15 protein-coding genes are annotated in these 16,072 nt (G+C 65.8%); 8 read left to right on the forward strand and 7 right to left on the reverse strand.

The window, feature by feature from the left end; translation table 11 throughout:
• The first annotated feature begins 60 nt into the window (after window positions 1–60).
• The gene (locus tag ACTJLC_RS22440; RefSeq protein ID WP_073431041.1) at window positions 61–678 is read left to right on the forward strand and encodes a TetR/AcrR family transcriptional regulator; all 618 of its coding nucleotides are present in this window, start codon (window positions 61–63) and stop codon (window positions 676–678) included.
• Window positions 679–731: 53 nt separating this feature from the next.
• On the opposite strand, the gene ACTJLC_RS22445 is transcribed toward ACTJLC_RS22440, so the two are convergent.
• Window positions 732–944: a hypothetical protein gene (locus ACTJLC_RS22445; protein WP_073431042.1), complete on the reverse strand. Its 213-nt coding sequence runs from the start codon at window positions 942–944 to the stop codon at window positions 732–734.
• Between the two features lie 256 nt (window positions 945–1,200).
• On the opposite strand from ACTJLC_RS22445, the gene ACTJLC_RS22450 reads away from it, so the two are divergent.
• Window positions 1,201–2,259, forward strand: coding sequence for a LysR family transcriptional regulator (locus ACTJLC_RS22450; RefSeq protein ID WP_310132387.1), 1,059 nt, complete (start codon window positions 1,201–1,203; stop codon window positions 2,257–2,259).
• A 532-nt stretch (window positions 2,260–2,791) separates the two neighbouring features.
• Here ACTJLC_RS22450 and ACTJLC_RS22455 read toward each other — a convergent pair.
• The 6 genes from ACTJLC_RS22455 to ACTJLC_RS22480 form a co-directional block, all read right to left on the reverse strand.
• Window positions 2,792–3,022, reverse strand: coding sequence for a DUF2795 domain-containing protein (locus tag ACTJLC_RS22455; RefSeq protein WP_310132390.1), 231 nt, complete (start codon window positions 3,020–3,022; stop codon window positions 2,792–2,794).
• 250 nt (window positions 3,023–3,272) lie between these two features.
• Entirely contained in the window at window positions 3,273–3,527 is a 255-nt protein-coding gene (locus ACTJLC_RS22460) for a hypothetical protein (protein WP_073431045.1), read from the reverse strand.
• Window positions 3,528–3,757: 230 nt separating this feature from the next.
• On the reverse strand, window positions 3,758–5,104 hold the full coding sequence (locus ACTJLC_RS22465) for a C45 family autoproteolytic acyltransferase/hydolase (protein WP_073431046.1): 1,347 nt from the start codon (window positions 5,102–5,104) through the stop codon (window positions 3,758–3,760).
• A gap of 127 nt (window positions 5,105–5,231) precedes the next feature.
• Window positions 5,232–6,965: a ClcB-like voltage-gated chloride channel protein gene (locus ACTJLC_RS22470; protein WP_154874043.1), complete on the reverse strand. Its 1,734-nt coding sequence runs from the start codon at window positions 6,963–6,965 to the stop codon at window positions 5,232–5,234.
• A gap of 112 nt (window positions 6,966–7,077) precedes the next feature.
• The gene (locus ACTJLC_RS22475; protein WP_073431047.1) at window positions 7,078–7,815 is read right to left on the reverse strand and encodes a glutathione S-transferase; all 738 of its coding nucleotides are present in this window, start codon (window positions 7,813–7,815) and stop codon (window positions 7,078–7,080) included.
• 144 nt (window positions 7,816–7,959) lie between these two features.
• Window positions 7,960–9,039, reverse strand: a complete 1,080-nt coding sequence (locus ACTJLC_RS22480; protein WP_073431048.1) for a YeiH family protein — start codon at window positions 9,037–9,039, stop codon at window positions 7,960–7,962.
• A 116-nt stretch (window positions 9,040–9,155) separates the two neighbouring features.
• Here ACTJLC_RS22480 and ACTJLC_RS22485 point away from each other — a divergent pair, with 116 nt between their 5' ends.
• The 6 genes from ACTJLC_RS22485 (at window position 9,156) to ACTJLC_RS22510 (ending at window position 16,060) form a co-directional block, all read left to right on the forward strand.
• Entirely contained in the window at window positions 9,156–10,058 is a 903-nt protein-coding gene (locus ACTJLC_RS22485) for a LysR family transcriptional regulator (protein ID WP_073431049.1), read from the forward strand.
• A 310-nt stretch (window positions 10,059–10,368) separates the two neighbouring features.
• Window positions 10,369–11,142: a sugar phosphate isomerase/epimerase family protein gene (locus ACTJLC_RS22490; protein WP_073431098.1), complete on the forward strand. Its 774-nt coding sequence runs from the start codon at window positions 10,369–10,371 to the stop codon at window positions 11,140–11,142.
• A 393-nt stretch (window positions 11,143–11,535) separates the two neighbouring features.
• On the forward strand, window positions 11,536–12,534 hold the full coding sequence (locus ACTJLC_RS22495; protein WP_073431050.1) for a sugar kinase: 999 nt from the start codon (window positions 11,536–11,538) through the stop codon (window positions 12,532–12,534).
• Window positions 12,535–12,622: 88 nt separating this feature from the next.
• Window positions 12,623–13,906: an MFS transporter gene (locus ACTJLC_RS22500; protein ID WP_073431051.1), complete on the forward strand. Its 1,284-nt coding sequence runs from the start codon at window positions 12,623–12,625 to the stop codon at window positions 13,904–13,906.
• A gap of 4 nt (window positions 13,907–13,910) precedes the next feature.
• Complete coding sequence (locus ACTJLC_RS22505; protein ID WP_310132398.1) at window positions 13,911–14,876, forward strand: 2-hydroxyacid dehydrogenase; 966 nt, start codon at window positions 13,911–13,913, stop codon at window positions 14,874–14,876.
• A gap of 11 nt (window positions 14,877–14,887) precedes the next feature.
• The gene (locus ACTJLC_RS22510; RefSeq protein WP_310132654.1) at window positions 14,888–16,060 is read left to right on the forward strand and encodes a LacI family DNA-binding transcriptional regulator; all 1,173 of its coding nucleotides are present in this window, start codon (window positions 14,888–14,890) and stop codon (window positions 16,058–16,060) included.
• Window positions 16,061–16,072 lie beyond the last annotated feature (12 nt).

The following is a 16,072-nucleotide window of genomic DNA, read 5'->3' on the forward strand; positions in this document are numbered from 1 at the left end:
CACACCTGTATTTGAATGCGAGGATGAATTTAAATTCTTTTCGGTGCTAGACTTGCGCTCATGAAACGGCAACGACTCACACGGGAACAGAGCAAGGACCAGACGCGTCAGCGTCTGCTCGACGCTGCGCAGGCGATTTTCATGAAGAAAGGCTTCGTCGCGGCAAGCGTCGAGGATATTGCGGCGGCAGCGGGCTATACGCGCGGTGCGTTCTATTCGAACTTCCGCAGCAAGAGCGAATTGTTTCTCGAACTACTGCGGCGCGATCACGAGACGATGCAGGCCGGCTTGCAGGCGATCTTCGAAAACTCGGCCTCGCGCGAGGAAATGGAAGCGCGCGTGCTGCGCTACTACAGCAATCTGCATCGCGAGAACAAGTGCTTCCTGCTGTGGGTGGAGGCCAAGCTGCTGGCCGTGCGCGACGGCCGCTTCCGGCTGCGCTTCAACGCGTTCATGCACGAGAAGCTCGAACAACTGGGCGCGTACATCCGCGAGTTTTCGGCACGCGTGGGCACGCCGCTCCTGCTGCCCGCGGAGGGGTTGGCGGTGGGCTTGATGGGCTTATGCGACGGCGTGCAGTTCTTCTACACGGTCGATCCGCAAAACGTGTCGGCGGAGATGGCCGAGACGGTGCTGGCGCAATTTTTCGCGCGCGTGGTGTTCGGGCGCGACGCGTGATCCGCGCGGCCCGCGTGGTGGGATGAGCGACGAATCCGGGCGGATCAGGCGGATCAGTTGGTCGGCAATTGCGCGCAAGCGTCCGCGACCGGCGTGGCGCAAATGAACGAATACTCACCGCTGTAGCGCAGCACTTCCTTACTCGCGTGCAGTACGACCCGGATGTCCGGGCAGCGCTCATAGGCGATGAAGGCCGAACAGGCCGCGGCGGACCAGCAGACCAGCGAAAACGCGATTTTTTCGAAAAGCTGAAAACGATGTGGCATAGCGGTTAGTTTCCTTTCGGGCGCTATGTTACCAGCATCTAAGGGTTTATACCTAGTTCAAAGTTCGCGACGAGTCTCGCAGCACCGCTGCAAGCGCGTCGGAAATCTGACCGGATTGTCATGTACGGGTCAGGGTTGGGACAGGCTCGATCGATACAATCGATTCGTTGGGCAAACCCGCGCGCGCCTTGCCGCACGGGTCGATAGAGGCGGCAGCGTCGCGCCGGCCCGGCGTTACCGAGGCAGGAGTCGTCCCATGAATCAACTGCAATCGATGCGCGTGTTCGTCAAGGTCGCCGACCTGGGCAGTTTCGTCCGCGCGGCCGGCGCGCTGGAGCTTTCCACCGCCGTCGTCACCCGTCATGTCGCCGACCTGGAAGCGCGTCTCGCCACGCGCCTGATCAATCGCACCACGCGGCGGCTCGCGCTGACCGAGTCCGGCGCGGCTTATCTGGAGCGCGTGCGTTCCATTCTCGACGACCTCGACGGCGTCGAGCAGATGGTGGTGGCGCGCAATCACGAACCGGTCGGCACCTTGCGCATCGTCGCGCCGGTGGTGTTCGGGCTGCATAGTCTCGCGCCGGTGGTGCAGTCCTATGCGGCGCGCTATCCCGACGTGGTGCCGGACGTCACGCTCGCGGATCGTCATGTCGATCTGGTCGAAGAGGGTTTCGACGTCGGCATTCTGGTCGCGCGGCCCATGCGCAGCGCGAGCATCGTCACGCGGCGGCTGACCACGGGCCACATGACGGTCTGCGCGACGCCCGCCTATCTGGCGCGGCACGGCACGCCCACGCGCCCGGAGCATCTGCTGGAACATCCCTGTTTGAGCCGGCCGCAGGAGCAGGGCGGCGACGAGCGCGTGTTCAGCGGGCCGGACGGCGAAATCCGCGTGCGGCCCACCAACGCGATCGCCGCGAACAATACGGAGATGCTGCGGCAGTTCGCGCTGCTGGGCATGGGCGTGGCGATTCTGCCGAGCTATCTGATCGGCCGGGATCTGGCGTCCGGGCGGCTCGTGCCGCTGCTGGACGCGTATCGTCTGCCGCCGGTCGAAATCGCGATTGCGTATCCGAGCCGCTTTCACTTGCCGGCGAAGGTGCGGACCTTCATCGATCATCTCGTCGAGCATTTCCAGCAGGACGGGCAGCACCCGCGCGGTCCGCGGATGCTGGCGCCGCGGCGTGCGGTTGCGGGTTCGCCGGATTATGCCGACGGCCTGCCGGCGTCTGCGTTGCGGGGAGAAGAGGCGCGGCCGCGGCCGTTGCTCAAGGCTTTGCGCGCGCGAGGCGTGGCGGCGCCGTCGACGGTTTGATGGGGGCGGGGGATGGCGGGGCGTTGGTGTGAGTCGGCGGGGCTCGTGGGTGCGTTAGCCGCGCTGGTCCGCCGGGCGCCAGTGCGCGTTTAGCCGTGCCAGTCAGTCGGGTAGCCGCTCGTCAGAGCGCTTACGGCCGTGCCAGTCCGCCGGGCGCCGTGCGCCAACGCGCGTTTAGCCGTGCCGGTCAGTCTGTCTGGTAGCCGCTCGTCGGCGCGTTTGCAGCCGTGTCGGTCCGCCGGGCGTCGTTCGCCAGTGCGCGTTTAGCCGTGCCGGTCAGTCTGTCTGGTAGCCGCTCATGGGCGCGTTTGCAGCCGGGCGTCGTTCGTCAGTGCGCGTTTAGCTGTGCCGGTCAGTCCGGTAGCCGCTCGTCGGCGCGCTTACGGCCGTGCCGGTCCGCCGGGCGTCGTTCGTCAGTGCGCGTTTAGCCGTGCCGGTCAGTCCGGTGCTGCTAGTCACCGCGCTTGCGGCCATACAAGCCCCTCCAAGCGCCGTGCCATCAGCGCCCGCAGCCGCTCCCGCCGAACGTCGCTTATCCGGCGAGCCCTGGTCCGTAGTTGCTGCCGAGGAGCCGCGTGACCGACGCAATGTCGGCGTAATCCTGTTCCGGCATGCCGTCGAGCATCGACAGCACCTCGTTGCTCGCGCCGGCTTCGCGCGCGGCGTCGACCAGCGCGTCCTTATTGGTCGGAAACTGGACTTCGCTCAAAAGATCGGCGATCTGAAGATCGATTGATTCGCCGGGAATAGCCGATGCGGTCATGCAAGCGCTCCTGGTTGTTGTTGCCGTGCTGCTGGACGGGATGATGGCGCCGTTAAGCAATGAACAAGTCCGGCCGCCGCTTCTTCAGACGTCACCGCGATTCGCCGAGCCATCTTGATCACGCCATCGGACTCCATTGTCGCGCGAACCGGCGCTCGTCGGCGCGCACCGGTTCAGGGCCGAACGAAAACGCCGAACGAAAGCGCCGACTGAACGCGCAAACCGAACTCGGCCAACCAAACCAGCCCTATCAAGTCTGCAAACGCTCGTTTCGTCCGATGAAGCCGCGCCCGAGGTGCCGTGACCTGGGCAAGGCGATGTGTTTCCATCGGTCCGGACGATTGTCGTCCGTGGCGGCGACATCCGGCGCCGGCGGCGCGACAGGTGCCGCATTGGCGCGTTCGGCAAGGATGCCGGCGTTGCTGGTGTCCGTCGCGGTATGCACTGGCGCGGCGAAACACGAGGCTGACAGCGTCACCATGATCAACAGCGTCGAGGTTTTCATCACCCGACCTCCTAAGCTCATGCGGCGCTAACGAGTCAGCAAGCGCTGTGCCGTCCCCGCGTCGAAAGGAGGGCGCCAGCCGCACGCGACGCCGCGATTCGCGGCCACGCGCACTTACCATCTTAGTTGGTCAAATTCCGCAACGCGCCCCGAACGCCAAGAAAAACGCCGTCGCGTAGCGCGGATGATGGCAGGAAGGGACCGGGCTGTCGCGGACGGTCGTTCCGCGTTCAGTTTCCCTCACGCAATACCTCGAATCGCGTCCACGGCCACGACGGCCGGTCGCGCATATAGCCGTTCAGCCAGTTCCATTGCGGATGCCGTTTCATGAACGCCTGGGCGTCGAACGGCCGCCCGCAGGGATGGCCCCAGCGCGCGCTGAAGGCCATCTCGCGCGCCATTTCGCTGTCGGCGACTTTGCCGTCGTTGGCGCCCCACGGATTGAACGGCCCGTGATCGCTGCCGCCGAAGCGCGCGTCGTCCAGTTCCAGATGCCCGCAGATAGTGCGCGAGCAGGGGTTGTCGTTGCGGTCGAGATAGACGTCGTGATGGTCGGCGATCATTTGCTTGGCGAGCTCGACGTCGATCTTGCCGCGATGCATGTCCTCGAGTTGCATGAAGCGCAGCCGCCGCGCGCCGTTCTTGCGCACGTCGGTATAGTCCTCGCCTTCGCCGAGACATTCCTGATTGCGGATCTTCAGATCGGTGGCGGTGTTATAGCCGCTGTAGAAGCCGTCCTTCGTGCTCTCGAAACCGGAATAGTGCAGCCCGAGTTCGTAACGCGCGATCTCGCCGGTCTTGACGTCGCCGAGCAACCAGCTATTCGCGTAGCCGCCGTTGTTGGCGACCGCGAACATCTCGCACCATTCGCCGATGCTGTTCGCGTACTGCGATGCGCGCCGCGAGCGATAGAACTCCGGCGCGCCCGCCGCGTTGTAGCCGACGAAGTTGGAGATGGTGGTTTCGGTCACCATCAGCCCGGCGGCGGTGATCCAGAAATCGGTGAGGCTGGAGATGCAGCCGGGCAAGCCCTGCATCAGAATGCGGTTGCCTCGATCCGGCACGATGTCGAACACCACATTGAACGCGTCGCCCGCGGCATAGCGGTCCCATGAGTTGTGCGCCATCACGATGCGGCCGTCGCGGGTGGCCTTGCCGGTCGCGATGAACGCGCTGCAGTGGTGGCCGCGCCGTCCGCGCCACGGCTTGAGGCCAAGGCGCGGCTCCCGCTGCGCCGCGTGCGTCGGCCACCAGCTTTGCAGCAGATCCATGTAGCCGTTCCACGCCAGCACTTCGGCGAACGGCAACTGCGCGCCGTCGGCGATGCCCTGGATTTCGTCGCTGAATTCGGTGTCGAGCTGGTTGGCGAACTGCGAGGTCGCCGCGTCGACGAAGGTGTCGAAGTCTTCGCCGGTGTCCCACTTCGCGAGATAGCGGGCGGTGTGGATCGCGTTGCGGATTTCGGCGGCGAGCAACTGGCCGTGCTGCTCGCCGCGGTCGTAGGGCTCGCCTTCGATATGCAGGAAAATCCAGCCCGCCTGGTCGCGGCGCACGGCATCGAGGGACGGTTCGCTCATCTTCGCTCCGGTCGAAGGTCGGGCGTCTCGATACGCCCGTCGTGGCGTCACGCGCGCGGCTCGCATTTCGGCGCGGCGTCTTTCTTATTGTAGGGAATCCGCGAGGCTTTGCACGGCGGGCGCCTGCCTAGCGAGCCGGATTCATGCGGAAATAAGCGTCGAGCAGCGAAGTCTTGTAGACCACGCCCGCGAGCGTCGGATGCGCGGCGCTTTCGATCACCGGCAGCCGTTCGCCCTGGAACGCGAGGAAGTGCTGCAACGCGACGCCGAGCGGCATGTCGGGCGTGAGCACGTCGAAATGCGGTTGCAGATAATCCGCGGCGGTCTTGGTGGAGGTATCGCGCTTGTCGAGCAGATCCGAGGTGATGTCCTTCAACGCGACCACGCCGAGAAACGCCCCCGACTCATTGGCGACGTACAGATACTTCACCGGATATTCGAGGAACACGCGCGTCATGTCGTGCACGGTCGCGTTCGGCGGCACGACGGTTTCGGCCGGGCGGATCAGTTCGCGCATCTGCGTGGCGCGCAGGCGGATGCGTTCCTGTTCCTGCTGATTGCGGCGCAGCGTGATTTCGTACATCGAGGTCTTGCCGATCGCGCGCGACACGAAATACGCGACCACGCATGACAGCATCAGCGGCAACACCACCTGATAGCTGAGCGTCATCTCGAAGATCATCAGGATCGCCATCAGCGGCGCCTGGGTCGCGCCCGCCAGAAACGCGCCCATGCCGACCATCGCGTAGGCGAACGGCGCCGACGTGCCGTGCGGCCACAGCGTATGCATGCCCTGGCCGAACAGCGAGCCGACCACCGCGCCGACGAAAAGCGTCGGCGTGAAGACCCCGCCGATCGCGCCCGAGCCGGCGGTGGCCGCCGTCGCGATCAGCTTGAACAGCAGCACGACGACGAGCGCGCCCCACGTCCACGACGAATGCAGGATCGAGTTGACCACGCTGTAGCCGTTGCCCCAGACCTCGGGCGTCCACACCGACAGAATGCCGACCACCAGGCCGCCGAGCGCGAGCCGCGCGGGCAGCGGCAAGGGCAGCTTGCGAAAGCCCGCCTTCGACGCGTCGAGCAGCCGCAGAAACTGCGGCGCGGCCGCGCCGCACAGCACGCCGAGCGCGACGAACAGCATTACCTCGACGCCCGTCACCGGCGGAAACACCGGCATCTCGTAAGGCGGCTTGTAGCCGGCGAATTCGCGCATCGTGATGTTGGCGACCACGGCGGCGACCACCACGGGCCCGAAGCTTTCCATCGCGATCGAGCCGAGCACGATCTCGGTGACGAAAAACGCGCCGGCGATCGGCGCGTTATACGCGGACGTGATCCCCGCCGCCGCGCCGCAGGCCACCAGCAGACGCAGCCGCGCCGGATCGAAATGCACCCAGCGTCCGATCAGCGATGCGGCGAGCGCCGCCAGTTGCACCATCGGTCCTTCGCGGCCGATCGAGCCGCCGCTCGAAATCGTGAACAGCGACGACACGCTGCGCCACAGGCTCAGCTTCACCGGCACCACGCCGTCGCCGATCGCGACCGCTTCCATGTAGTCGATGTGATTGCATTTGTCGGCGTGACGCTGCGCGATCAGCAGAAAGAAACCGGCGATCAGACCGCCCGCGGCGGGCAGCCAGATCCGCACCGTCCACGGCAGGCTGCGCGCCATTTCGACGAAACTGCCGGACTTGCCGGCCACCGCGAATTGCAGCAGCGCGATGCCCTCGCGAAAAGCGATCGTCGCGAAGGCGCCGGCGACGCCGACCACCACCGACCAGACCAGCATCGTATGGGCTTCCGAGAGACGGAAGAGATTTTGGGCGCGGGTGCGCAGCTTCAGCAGGAACGAAAGCACGTCGGCGGGACTGGGCGTGAGAGGGAGTGGAAAAACGCGCACGGCAACAGCAGCGCGCCCGCTCTCGAAAGCGGGCGCGCGGCGGCGGGTGAGCGGGGAAGAGCGGCGCGGGTCAAGCCGCCGCCTTGTCGAGTTCGGGATAGTGCCGGAAGATGCACGCCTCGTTATGCTCGATGCGCCGTTCCGACTGCAGATACGCGGCGATGTTCGGCCGCTCGATCACGGCGTCGTGCAGCGCGGCGAGCCGCGGATAGTGTTCGCCGAAACGCTTGAGCGCGCGCGGAAACGCGTATAGCAGACCGTCGATCAACTGGAACATCGACAGGTCGACGTAGGTGAGCGCATCGCCCACCATGAAGGTGTCGCCGGCCGGATTCTGCTTCAGCACGCGCTCGAAATAATTCATGAACTTCGGAATGCGGTTGTCGATGAAGTCGCGCGCGCGCGCCTTGGCCGCGTCTTTCTGATCCTCGTAATAGAGCGCGCTGGCGAGCGGGTGATGCGTGTCGTGCGCCTCGGTAACCACGTCGGCGATCGTCAGTTGCAGGCCGTTGGCGACGTAGCGCAGGCTCTCTACCGAAGGCGCGAGGTTGAGCCGCGGGCCCAGGTAGAACAGGATATTGGCGGTCTGCGAAATCACCAGATCGCCGTCCTTCAGGAACGGCGGCGCGAAGGGCGGATACGGTTCGTCCCTGCTCTTCATGACGGCCATCATCGCGCTCGTGCCGAGGCCCTCGGCGGGCTCGCCGCGCGCCACTTCCACGTAGTCGGCACCGGCTTCTTCCAGCGCGAGCCGCACGAATTCGCCGCGGCCTTGCAGGCCGTCCCAATAGTAAAGTTCCAGGCTCATCGATCGATCCTCATTCGGGTTGCGGTGAACGGGTTGCATGAGTAGGTAACGTGAGCAACCAGTATGCCGTGCGAGCGCGCCGGATGTTCGCCAGAATGCGCGAAACCCCGCGCGCGGCGGGGTGGGTTCGAAGGCGAGGGCGGCTTAGCCGAGCAGGTGCTGGACAGTCCATGTGATTCCGAGTCCGCCCAAGGTCAGCCACACGTACAGGATGAAACCGGTGGTCAGCGCGCGCGGGCCGGCCTGACGGATCTGCGAGATGCGCGTCTCGATGCCGAGCGCGGTCATGGCCATCGTCAGTGCGAAGGTGTCGAGCGTGTTGAGCGTGCTGGTCGCGGTTTCCGGCAGCACATGCAGCGAGTTGATCACGACGAAGGCGAGAAAGCCGAGCGCGAACCACGGAATCGCCAGCTTGCGCGGAGCATGATGCTTGCCGTCGTGCGCCGCCGCGCCGCGCGCCGTGCGGTTCACCCACATGCCGACCATCAGCAGCACCGGCACCAGCAGCATCACGCGAGTCATCTTGACGATGGTGGCGATGTGCGTCGCTTCCGGGCTCACGTTGCTGGCCGCGCCGACCACTTGCGCCACCTCGTGAATCGTGCCGCCGAAGAAAAGCCCCGCGCCGACCGTGTCCAGATGCAGCCAGCCCGCCTTGAACAGCGCCGGGTAGAGGAACATCGAAAGCGTGCCGAACAGCACGACGCTGCCCACCGCCATCGCGCTCTTGTGCGGCTTCGATTGCAGCGTCGACTCGAAGGCGAGCACGGCGGCCGCGCCGCAGATCGCGCTGCCCGCGGCCGTCAGCAACGCCGTGTCGCGGTCGAGTTTCATGATTTTCATGCCGGCCCACGTGCCGAGCACGAGCGTGCTCACGACGATCAGCACCGATTCCGCGAGCCCCGGCAAGCCGACCTGAGCGATTTCCTGCAGACTCACGCGCAGCCCGAAGAACGCCACCGCGATGCGCAGAAGCTTGCGCGCCGAAAAGTTGACGCCGGCCGCCCAGCTTTCCGGCATGCCGTCGCGCAGCGCGTTGCCGTAAACCGCGCCCGCCACGATGCCGACGATCAGCGGGCTCAGCCCCAGTCCGGCGATGGCCGGAATCGACGCGATGTGGGTCACGGCAGCCGCGAAAAGCGCGACGAAAAGAATGCCGTTGAGCAGGCCGCGAGTGGACGATCCGGCCGGTGTGGTTGCAGCGGTGAGATGGGCAGTGGTCATGGCGCAGTCCTTATTGGCTGGCTGATTCAATGGCCCTAATCCTAAATTGAATATAACGATATGAAAAATCGTGATTTGGGATGTAAAGTATCGGCCGAACCGATATTTGTATCCTCATGACCCCCGACCAGCTTATAACTTTCGCCGCCGTCGCCGAGCATCGCAATATCAGTCGCGCGGCTGTCGCATTGCATTTGTCGCAGCCGGCGGTGTCCGGGCAATTGCGGCAGTTGCAGGACGAATTCGGCGAACCGCTTTACCAGCGCGACGGCCGCGGGGTGCGCCTTACGCCCGCCGGCGAGCAACTGGCGAGCTACGCCGCGCGGCTGCGCGATACCTGGCGGCAAGCGCACGCGTACCGCGACGCCTTGCGCGGCCTGGAGCAAGGCACGTTGCGGATCGGCGCGAGCACCACGCCGGCGAGTTATCTGCTGCCGTATCTGATCGCCGACTTCCATCGCCGCCATCCGGACGTCACGCTGCATACCGCGGACGGCAACACCACCGAGATCGTCGGCGCGCTCGGCTCGGTGGACATCGCGTTGGTCGAGGGGCCGGTCGGCGCGGATCTGCCGCCCGACACCGCGGTGCACGCCTGGCGTGAGGATGAGATCGTCGCGATCATGCCGCGCTCGCATCCGTTGGCGCAGGCGGGCGGCGCGGGTCTCGAAAGCGGGCGGGCGGAACTGGCGGATTTCGGCGCGCATCCGCTGGTTTTGCGCGAGGCCGGATCGGGCGTGCGGCAGGTCGTCGAGCGGGCGTTCGCGCGCGCGGGCGTGCCGATGCGGGTCGCCCTGGAAATCGCCGGTGTCGAGGGCGTGAAGGAGGCGGTGCGGGCCGGCATGGGCATCGGCTTTGTCTCGGCCATGTCGATGCGCCATGAGAACGGCGCGTTGCGTCTGTTCTCGCTGAGCCCGGAGCCGCTGACGCGGCGGCTGTCGATCCTCGTGCCGCATGCGAGCGCACCGTCGCGGGTGGTCGAACAGTTTCTCGCCCTGTGTCTCGCGGATGGCGCGTGAAGTGGCGTGCAATGTGACGCGCGATGTGAAGCGCGATGTGACGCGAATCAGCGCGAAACTGGCGGACGGTTGCCGGCTCCAACGGCGGCGGACCGTGGCATCCCGGCGGGCGGCTCCGGGCATCCTTGCCGCCAGCAGACACGCTCGACACACTTGCCATGCCACGCTTCCCCTGGGGATTTCCTCTATGGTGCGTCACCCCGGCCACGGCGCACTATTCGGTCGTCCAAGCGCCTCGGCGCTTTTTTTCGAAACGGTGTTGGAACCGGTTCCAAACGCTGATACGACGCAAAATTCGAGCGGATTCAACATGACAGAAGCAGTTGACGTAGTGATCGTCGCAAGCGCTTTCGGCATGGAGGCGGTCCGCGCGGGCGGCCATCGGAAATGGGCCGAGGCGACGGGGCGAGCCGGCGCGGCGGGCTTCGAGGTGCGCCGCGAACTGTTTTCCGACGAGGCCGACGCGGCGCCGCCCGCGTTGCGCGCGCTCGGCAAGCGGATTACCGAACTGGGCCTGTGGTCGGTCTACTCGACGCCGGCTTCGCTTTACACAACGGACGGCAAGCTGAACGCCGACGCGCTGCGCGTCTCCGTCGAAGAAGCGATCGCCCTCGGCGCGCGCTTCGTCAAGTTACAACTCGGCGGTTTCGCCGCCGAGGCCAATGCCGCGGTGATCGCCGAGCATATGCGTTGCGCGGATGTGCGGCTCGTCGTCGAAAACGGGCAACTGGCCGAAGGCGGGTCGCTCGCGCAATTCGTCGGGCTGTTCGACGCGTTGGCGCGTGAAGGGCATACGGACGTGCTGGGCATGACCTTCGACATCGGCAACTGGGCATGGCGCGGCGTCGCGCCGCTCGACGCGGCCGGGCCGCTCGCGGCGCACGTCGAATACATCCATTGCAAGACGGCGGTGGGCGAAGGCGCGCGGCGCTTTCCCGCCGCTCCGGCCGCCGGCGACGCGCAGTTCGCCGCGGTGCTCGACAACCTGCCGCGCCACGTGCCGCGCGGCATCGAATTTCCGTTCGATGCGAGCCGTATCGAGGCGGACGCGGCGCACTACGTCGCATGGCTGGCCGCCGCGTGAGCGGCAAGCAGGACCTGAGAGAGCAGCGGTAGGTAAAAAGACGCGTGGCGGAAAGTAGGCGGCGAGGCGTGAGCAGTGTTAGCGGAGTCAAAGAGGCGCGTGCGGGGAAGCGCACGCCGTAAAGAGGCACACGCCGTAAAGAGGCACACGCCGTAAAGAGGCAAACGCCGTAAAGAAGCAAACGCCGTAAAGAAGCAAACGCCGTAAAGAAGCACACGCAAAGAAGCACACGCAAAGAAGCACACGCAAAGAAGCACACGCAAAGATGCCCACGCAAAGCGGCCACGCAAAGAGGCCACGCAAAGAGCCCACGCAAAAAAGCGCACCAGTACGCGCAACCCGTACACCCGGCACCACCCCGACCCACCACCAAAGGACCCGCAGGAGCGAAGCATGAGCAACCCAGGCGCAGCACTCGACGTCATCACCTACGGCGAAGCAATGGCCATGTTCGTGGCCGCCGAAACCGGCCCGCTCGCGGGCGTCGGACGGTTCACCAAGCGCGTCGCGGGCGCCGATCTGAACGTGGCGATCGGTCTTGCCAGGCTCGGCTTCAACGTCGGCTGGATGAGCCGCGTCGGCCACGATTCATTCGGCCAGTACGTGCGCGACACGCTGACGAAGGAAGGCATCGACCAACGCCGCGTCACCACCGACGAGCGCTATCCCACCGGCTTCCAGCTAAAGTCGAAAGCCGACGACGGCAGCGATCCCGCGATCGAGTACTTCCGCAAGGGATCGGCGGCGAGCCACCTGTCGCGGGACGACTACGCGGCGGAATATGTACTCTCCGCCCGTCATCTGCATCTGACCGGCGTCGCGCCGGCGATCTCCGCGAGTTCGCGCGAACTCGCCTTCCATCTGGCGCATGAAATGCGTGCGGCCGGCAAGACGATTTCCTTCGACCCGAACCTGCGTCCGACGCTGTGGCCCTCGCGCGCGGCGATGGTCGAAGGCTTGAACGCGCTCGCGGCCCTGGCCGACTGGGTGCTGCCCGGCATCGGCGAGGGCGAGATCCTGACCGGCTACACGCAGCCCGAGGACATCGCGAAGTTCTATCTCGACCAGGGCGCGCGCGCCGTGATCGTCAAGCTCGGCGCGCAAGGCGCGTATTTCCGCAGCGCCGACGATGCCGCCGTGATCGCCTGTGAACCCGTCGCGAACGTGGTGGACACGGTCGGCGCGGGCGACGGCTTCGCGGTCGGCGTGATCAGCGCGTTGCTCGAAGGCAAGCCGCTGCCGCAAGCGGTGGCGCGCGGCAATCGCATCGGCGCGCTGGCGATCCAGGTGATCGGCGATTCCGAGGGCCTGCCGACGCGCGCCGAACTCGACGCGCTCGAACTCGATACGCTCGACCTCACTGCCGCACCGCGCATCGCCAACGCCGCGTGAACGCAGTTCGATAACAACAAGAGCGCCCGCACGGCGCCGCATGACAACCGTTCATCATTGTTTCGGAAAGCCGTCAAAGGAGACACTCATGACCTCATCGCTTGCGATCCGCCGTTGGTGGACGATCATGCCGATCGTTTTCATCACCTACAGCCTCGCTTATCTCGACCGCGCGAACTACGGTTTCGCCGCCGCCGCCGGCATCAACCAGGACCTGGGCATCAGCAAGGGACTGTCGTCGCTGATCGGCGCGTTGTTCTTCCTCGGCTATTTCTTCTTCCAGATTCCGGGCGCGATCTACGCGGAACGCCGCAGCGTCAAGAAGCTCGTGTTCTGGAGCCTCGTTCTGTGGGGCGGCTGCGCGGCGCTGACCGGCATGGTCAGCAACATTCCCTCGCTGATGGTGATCCGCTTCATGCTCGGCGTGGTCGAAGCCGCCGTGATGCCGGCGATGCTGATCTTCATCAGCAACTGGTTCACGAAGCGCGAGCGCTCGCGCGCCAACACCTTCTTGATTCTCGGCAATCCGGTGACGGTGCTGTGGATGTCGGTGGTGTCCGGCTATCTGGTGCATTCGTTCGGCTGGCGTCACATGTTCGTCGCCGAAGGCGTGCCGGCGATTCTATGGGCCGTGTGCTGGTGGTTCATCGTGCAGGACAAGCCGCAGCAGGTCTCGTGGCTCACGGCGCAACAGAAGGCCGATCTCGCCGAAACGCTGCGCGCCGAGCAGGCCGCGATCAAACCCGTGCGCAATTACGGCGAGGCGTTCCGCTCGCCGGCGGTGATCAAGCTGTGCGCGCAATATTTCTGCTGGAGCATCGGCGTGTACGGTTTCGTGCTGTGGCTGCCGTCGATCCTGAAGAACGGCTCGACGCTCGGCATGGTGGAAACCGGCTGGCTGTCCGCGCTGCCGTATCTGGCCGCGACGATCGCGATGCTTGCGGCTTCGTGGGCATCCGATAAACTCAACCGCCGCAAGGTGTTCGTGTGGCCGTTTTTGCTGATCGGCGCGGTGGCCTTCGCGGCGTCGTATGCGATCGGCTCCACGCACTTCTGGCTGTCGTACGCGCTGCTGGTGATCGCCGGCGCCGCGATGTACGCGCCTTATGGCCCGTTCTTCGCGATCGTGCCGGAACTGCTGCCGAAGAACGTCGCGGGCGGCGCGATGGCGCTGATCAACAGCATGGGCGCGCTGGGTTCGTTCGTCGGCTCGTACGTGGTCGGCTATCTGAACGGCGCGACCGGCTCGCCCGCGGCATCGTATGCGTTCATGAGCGTGGCGTTGATCGCCGCGGTGATCCTGACGCTGGCCGTCAAGCCGCAGCCGCTGACCAAGGCCCCCACGCTCGCCACACCGTTGCAAGGAAAATAAGCTGATGAAGAAGATCGTCGCCTGGAAATCGTTGCCCGAGGACGTGCTCGCCTATCTGCAACAGCATGCGCAAGTCGTGCAGGTCGATCCCGCGCGGCACGACGCGCTGGTTGCCGCGTTGCGCGATGCGGACGGCGGCATCGGCGCCAGCGTGAAGATCACGCCGGCGATGCTCGAAGGCGCGAGCCGGCTGAAGGCCTTGTCGACCATCTCGGTGGGCTTCGACCAGTTCGACGTCGCCGATCTCACGCGGCGCGGCATCGTGCTCGCGCACACGCCGGACGTGCTGACCGAATCGACCGCCGACACCGTGTTCTCGCTGATTCTGGCGTCGGCGCGCCGGGTGGTCGAACTGGCGAACTGGGTCAAGGCCGGGCAGTGGCGGCAAAGCATCGGGCCGGCGCATTTCGGCGTGGACGTGCAAGGCAAGACGCTTGGCATCGTCGGGCTGGGGCGCATCGGCGGCGCGGTCGCGCGGCGCGCCGCGCTCGGCTTCGGCATGAAGGTGCTGTACACGAACCGCAGCGCGAATCCGCAGGCGGAACAGGCGTACGGCGCGCGGCGCGTCGAGTTGGCGGAGCTGCTTGCCAGCGCCGATTTCGTCTGCCTGCAAGTGCCCTTGACGCCCGAGACGAAGCACCTGATCGGCGCGGCCGAACTCGGGTCGATGAAGCGCAGCGCGATTCTGATCAACGCCTCGCGCGGCGCGACCGTCGACGAAAACGCGCTGATCGAGGCGCTGCGCAACGGCACGATTCACGGCGCCGGTCTCGACGTGTTCGAGACCGAACCGCTGCCGGCCGATTCGCCTTTGCTGACGATGCCGAACGTGGTCGCGTTGCCGCACATCGGCTCGGCGACTCACGAGACGCGTCACGCGATGGCGCGCAACGCGGCGGAAAACCTGGTCGCTGCGCTCGACGGCACGCTCACCGCCAACATCGTCAATCGCGGAGTCTTGCGTCGGTGAGCCATGCGCCAATGAACCCGATGCCGCCCGCCACGCCGCGCCGCGCGACGATCACCGACGTCGCGCGCGAAGCCGGCACCGGCAAGACCAGCATCTCGCGCTATCTGAACGGCGAGATGAGCGCGTTGTCGCCCGAGTTGCGCGCGCGCATCGAGGCGGCGATCGAACGGCTCGACTATCAGCCGAACCAGATGGCGCGTGGGCTCAAGCGTGGCCGCAACCGGTTGATCGGCATGCTGCTCGCCGACCTGACCAATCCGTACACCGTCGAGGTGCTGCAAGGCGCGGAAGCGGCCTGTCACGCACTCGGCCTGATGCCGCTGATCTGCCACGCGGCGAACGAAGTGGAGATGGAGCGGCGCTATCTGCAACTGCTCACCACCTATCGGGTGGAAGGCGTGATCGTCAACGCGCTCGGCGTGCGCGAGGAAACGCTGCGGCCGGTGGGCGGCGGCGGGATTCCGGCGGTGCTGGTGGACCGTTCGGTGGAAGGGCTCGTCGCCGATATGGTCGGCCTGGACAACCGGGCGGCGGCCGAACTCGGCACGCGGCATCTGCTGGATAACGGCTTCGACGAGATCTGGTTCGTCGTGCAGCCGTTCGAGCAGGTCAGTTCGCGGCAGTTGCGCGAGGCGGCGTTTCGCGAGGTGATGCGCGCGCAGGGGGAGTGGAGTGCGAGTGCGGTGGGTGGTCGAGGGGAGGGCGGTTGGGGTGCGTCGGGAGTAAGTGGAGTAAGCGGAGTAAGTCGTGCAGGCGCCAATGGTCGCGTGCGCGGGCATACGCTGGTGCTCGATCTTGCCGACAGCGCCGCGGTGCAACGCGGCCTCGCCGAACTCGACCGCGCGATCGATGCGGCTGGCGATGCAAGCAATGCCCCAACCAACGCCCCAACCAACGCCGGCCGCATCGCCCTGTTCGCCGCGAACGCGCCGGTCGCGCTCTGCCTCGCGTTGCACCTGAAGGCGCGTTACGGCGCCGCTTGGCAATCACGCGTCGCGCTCCTCTCCATCGACGACCCCGATTGGGCCGAATTGACCGGCGTTACGACCATTCGCCAGCCTACCTACGAGATCGGCTACCGCGCGGTCGAGTTCCTGCACGAGCGCATCGAAGGCGTTCAAACCAGTGCGCGCGACTGCCTTTTGCCGGGCGAATTGATCGTCCGCGCCTCGACCTTGCGCTGATTTCCCACTGAC

The organism is Paraburkholderia sp. 22099, assembly GCF_052045835.1.
GTDB classification, from domain to species: Bacteria; Pseudomonadota; Gammaproteobacteria; order Burkholderiales; family Burkholderiaceae; genus Paraburkholderia; species Paraburkholderia terricola.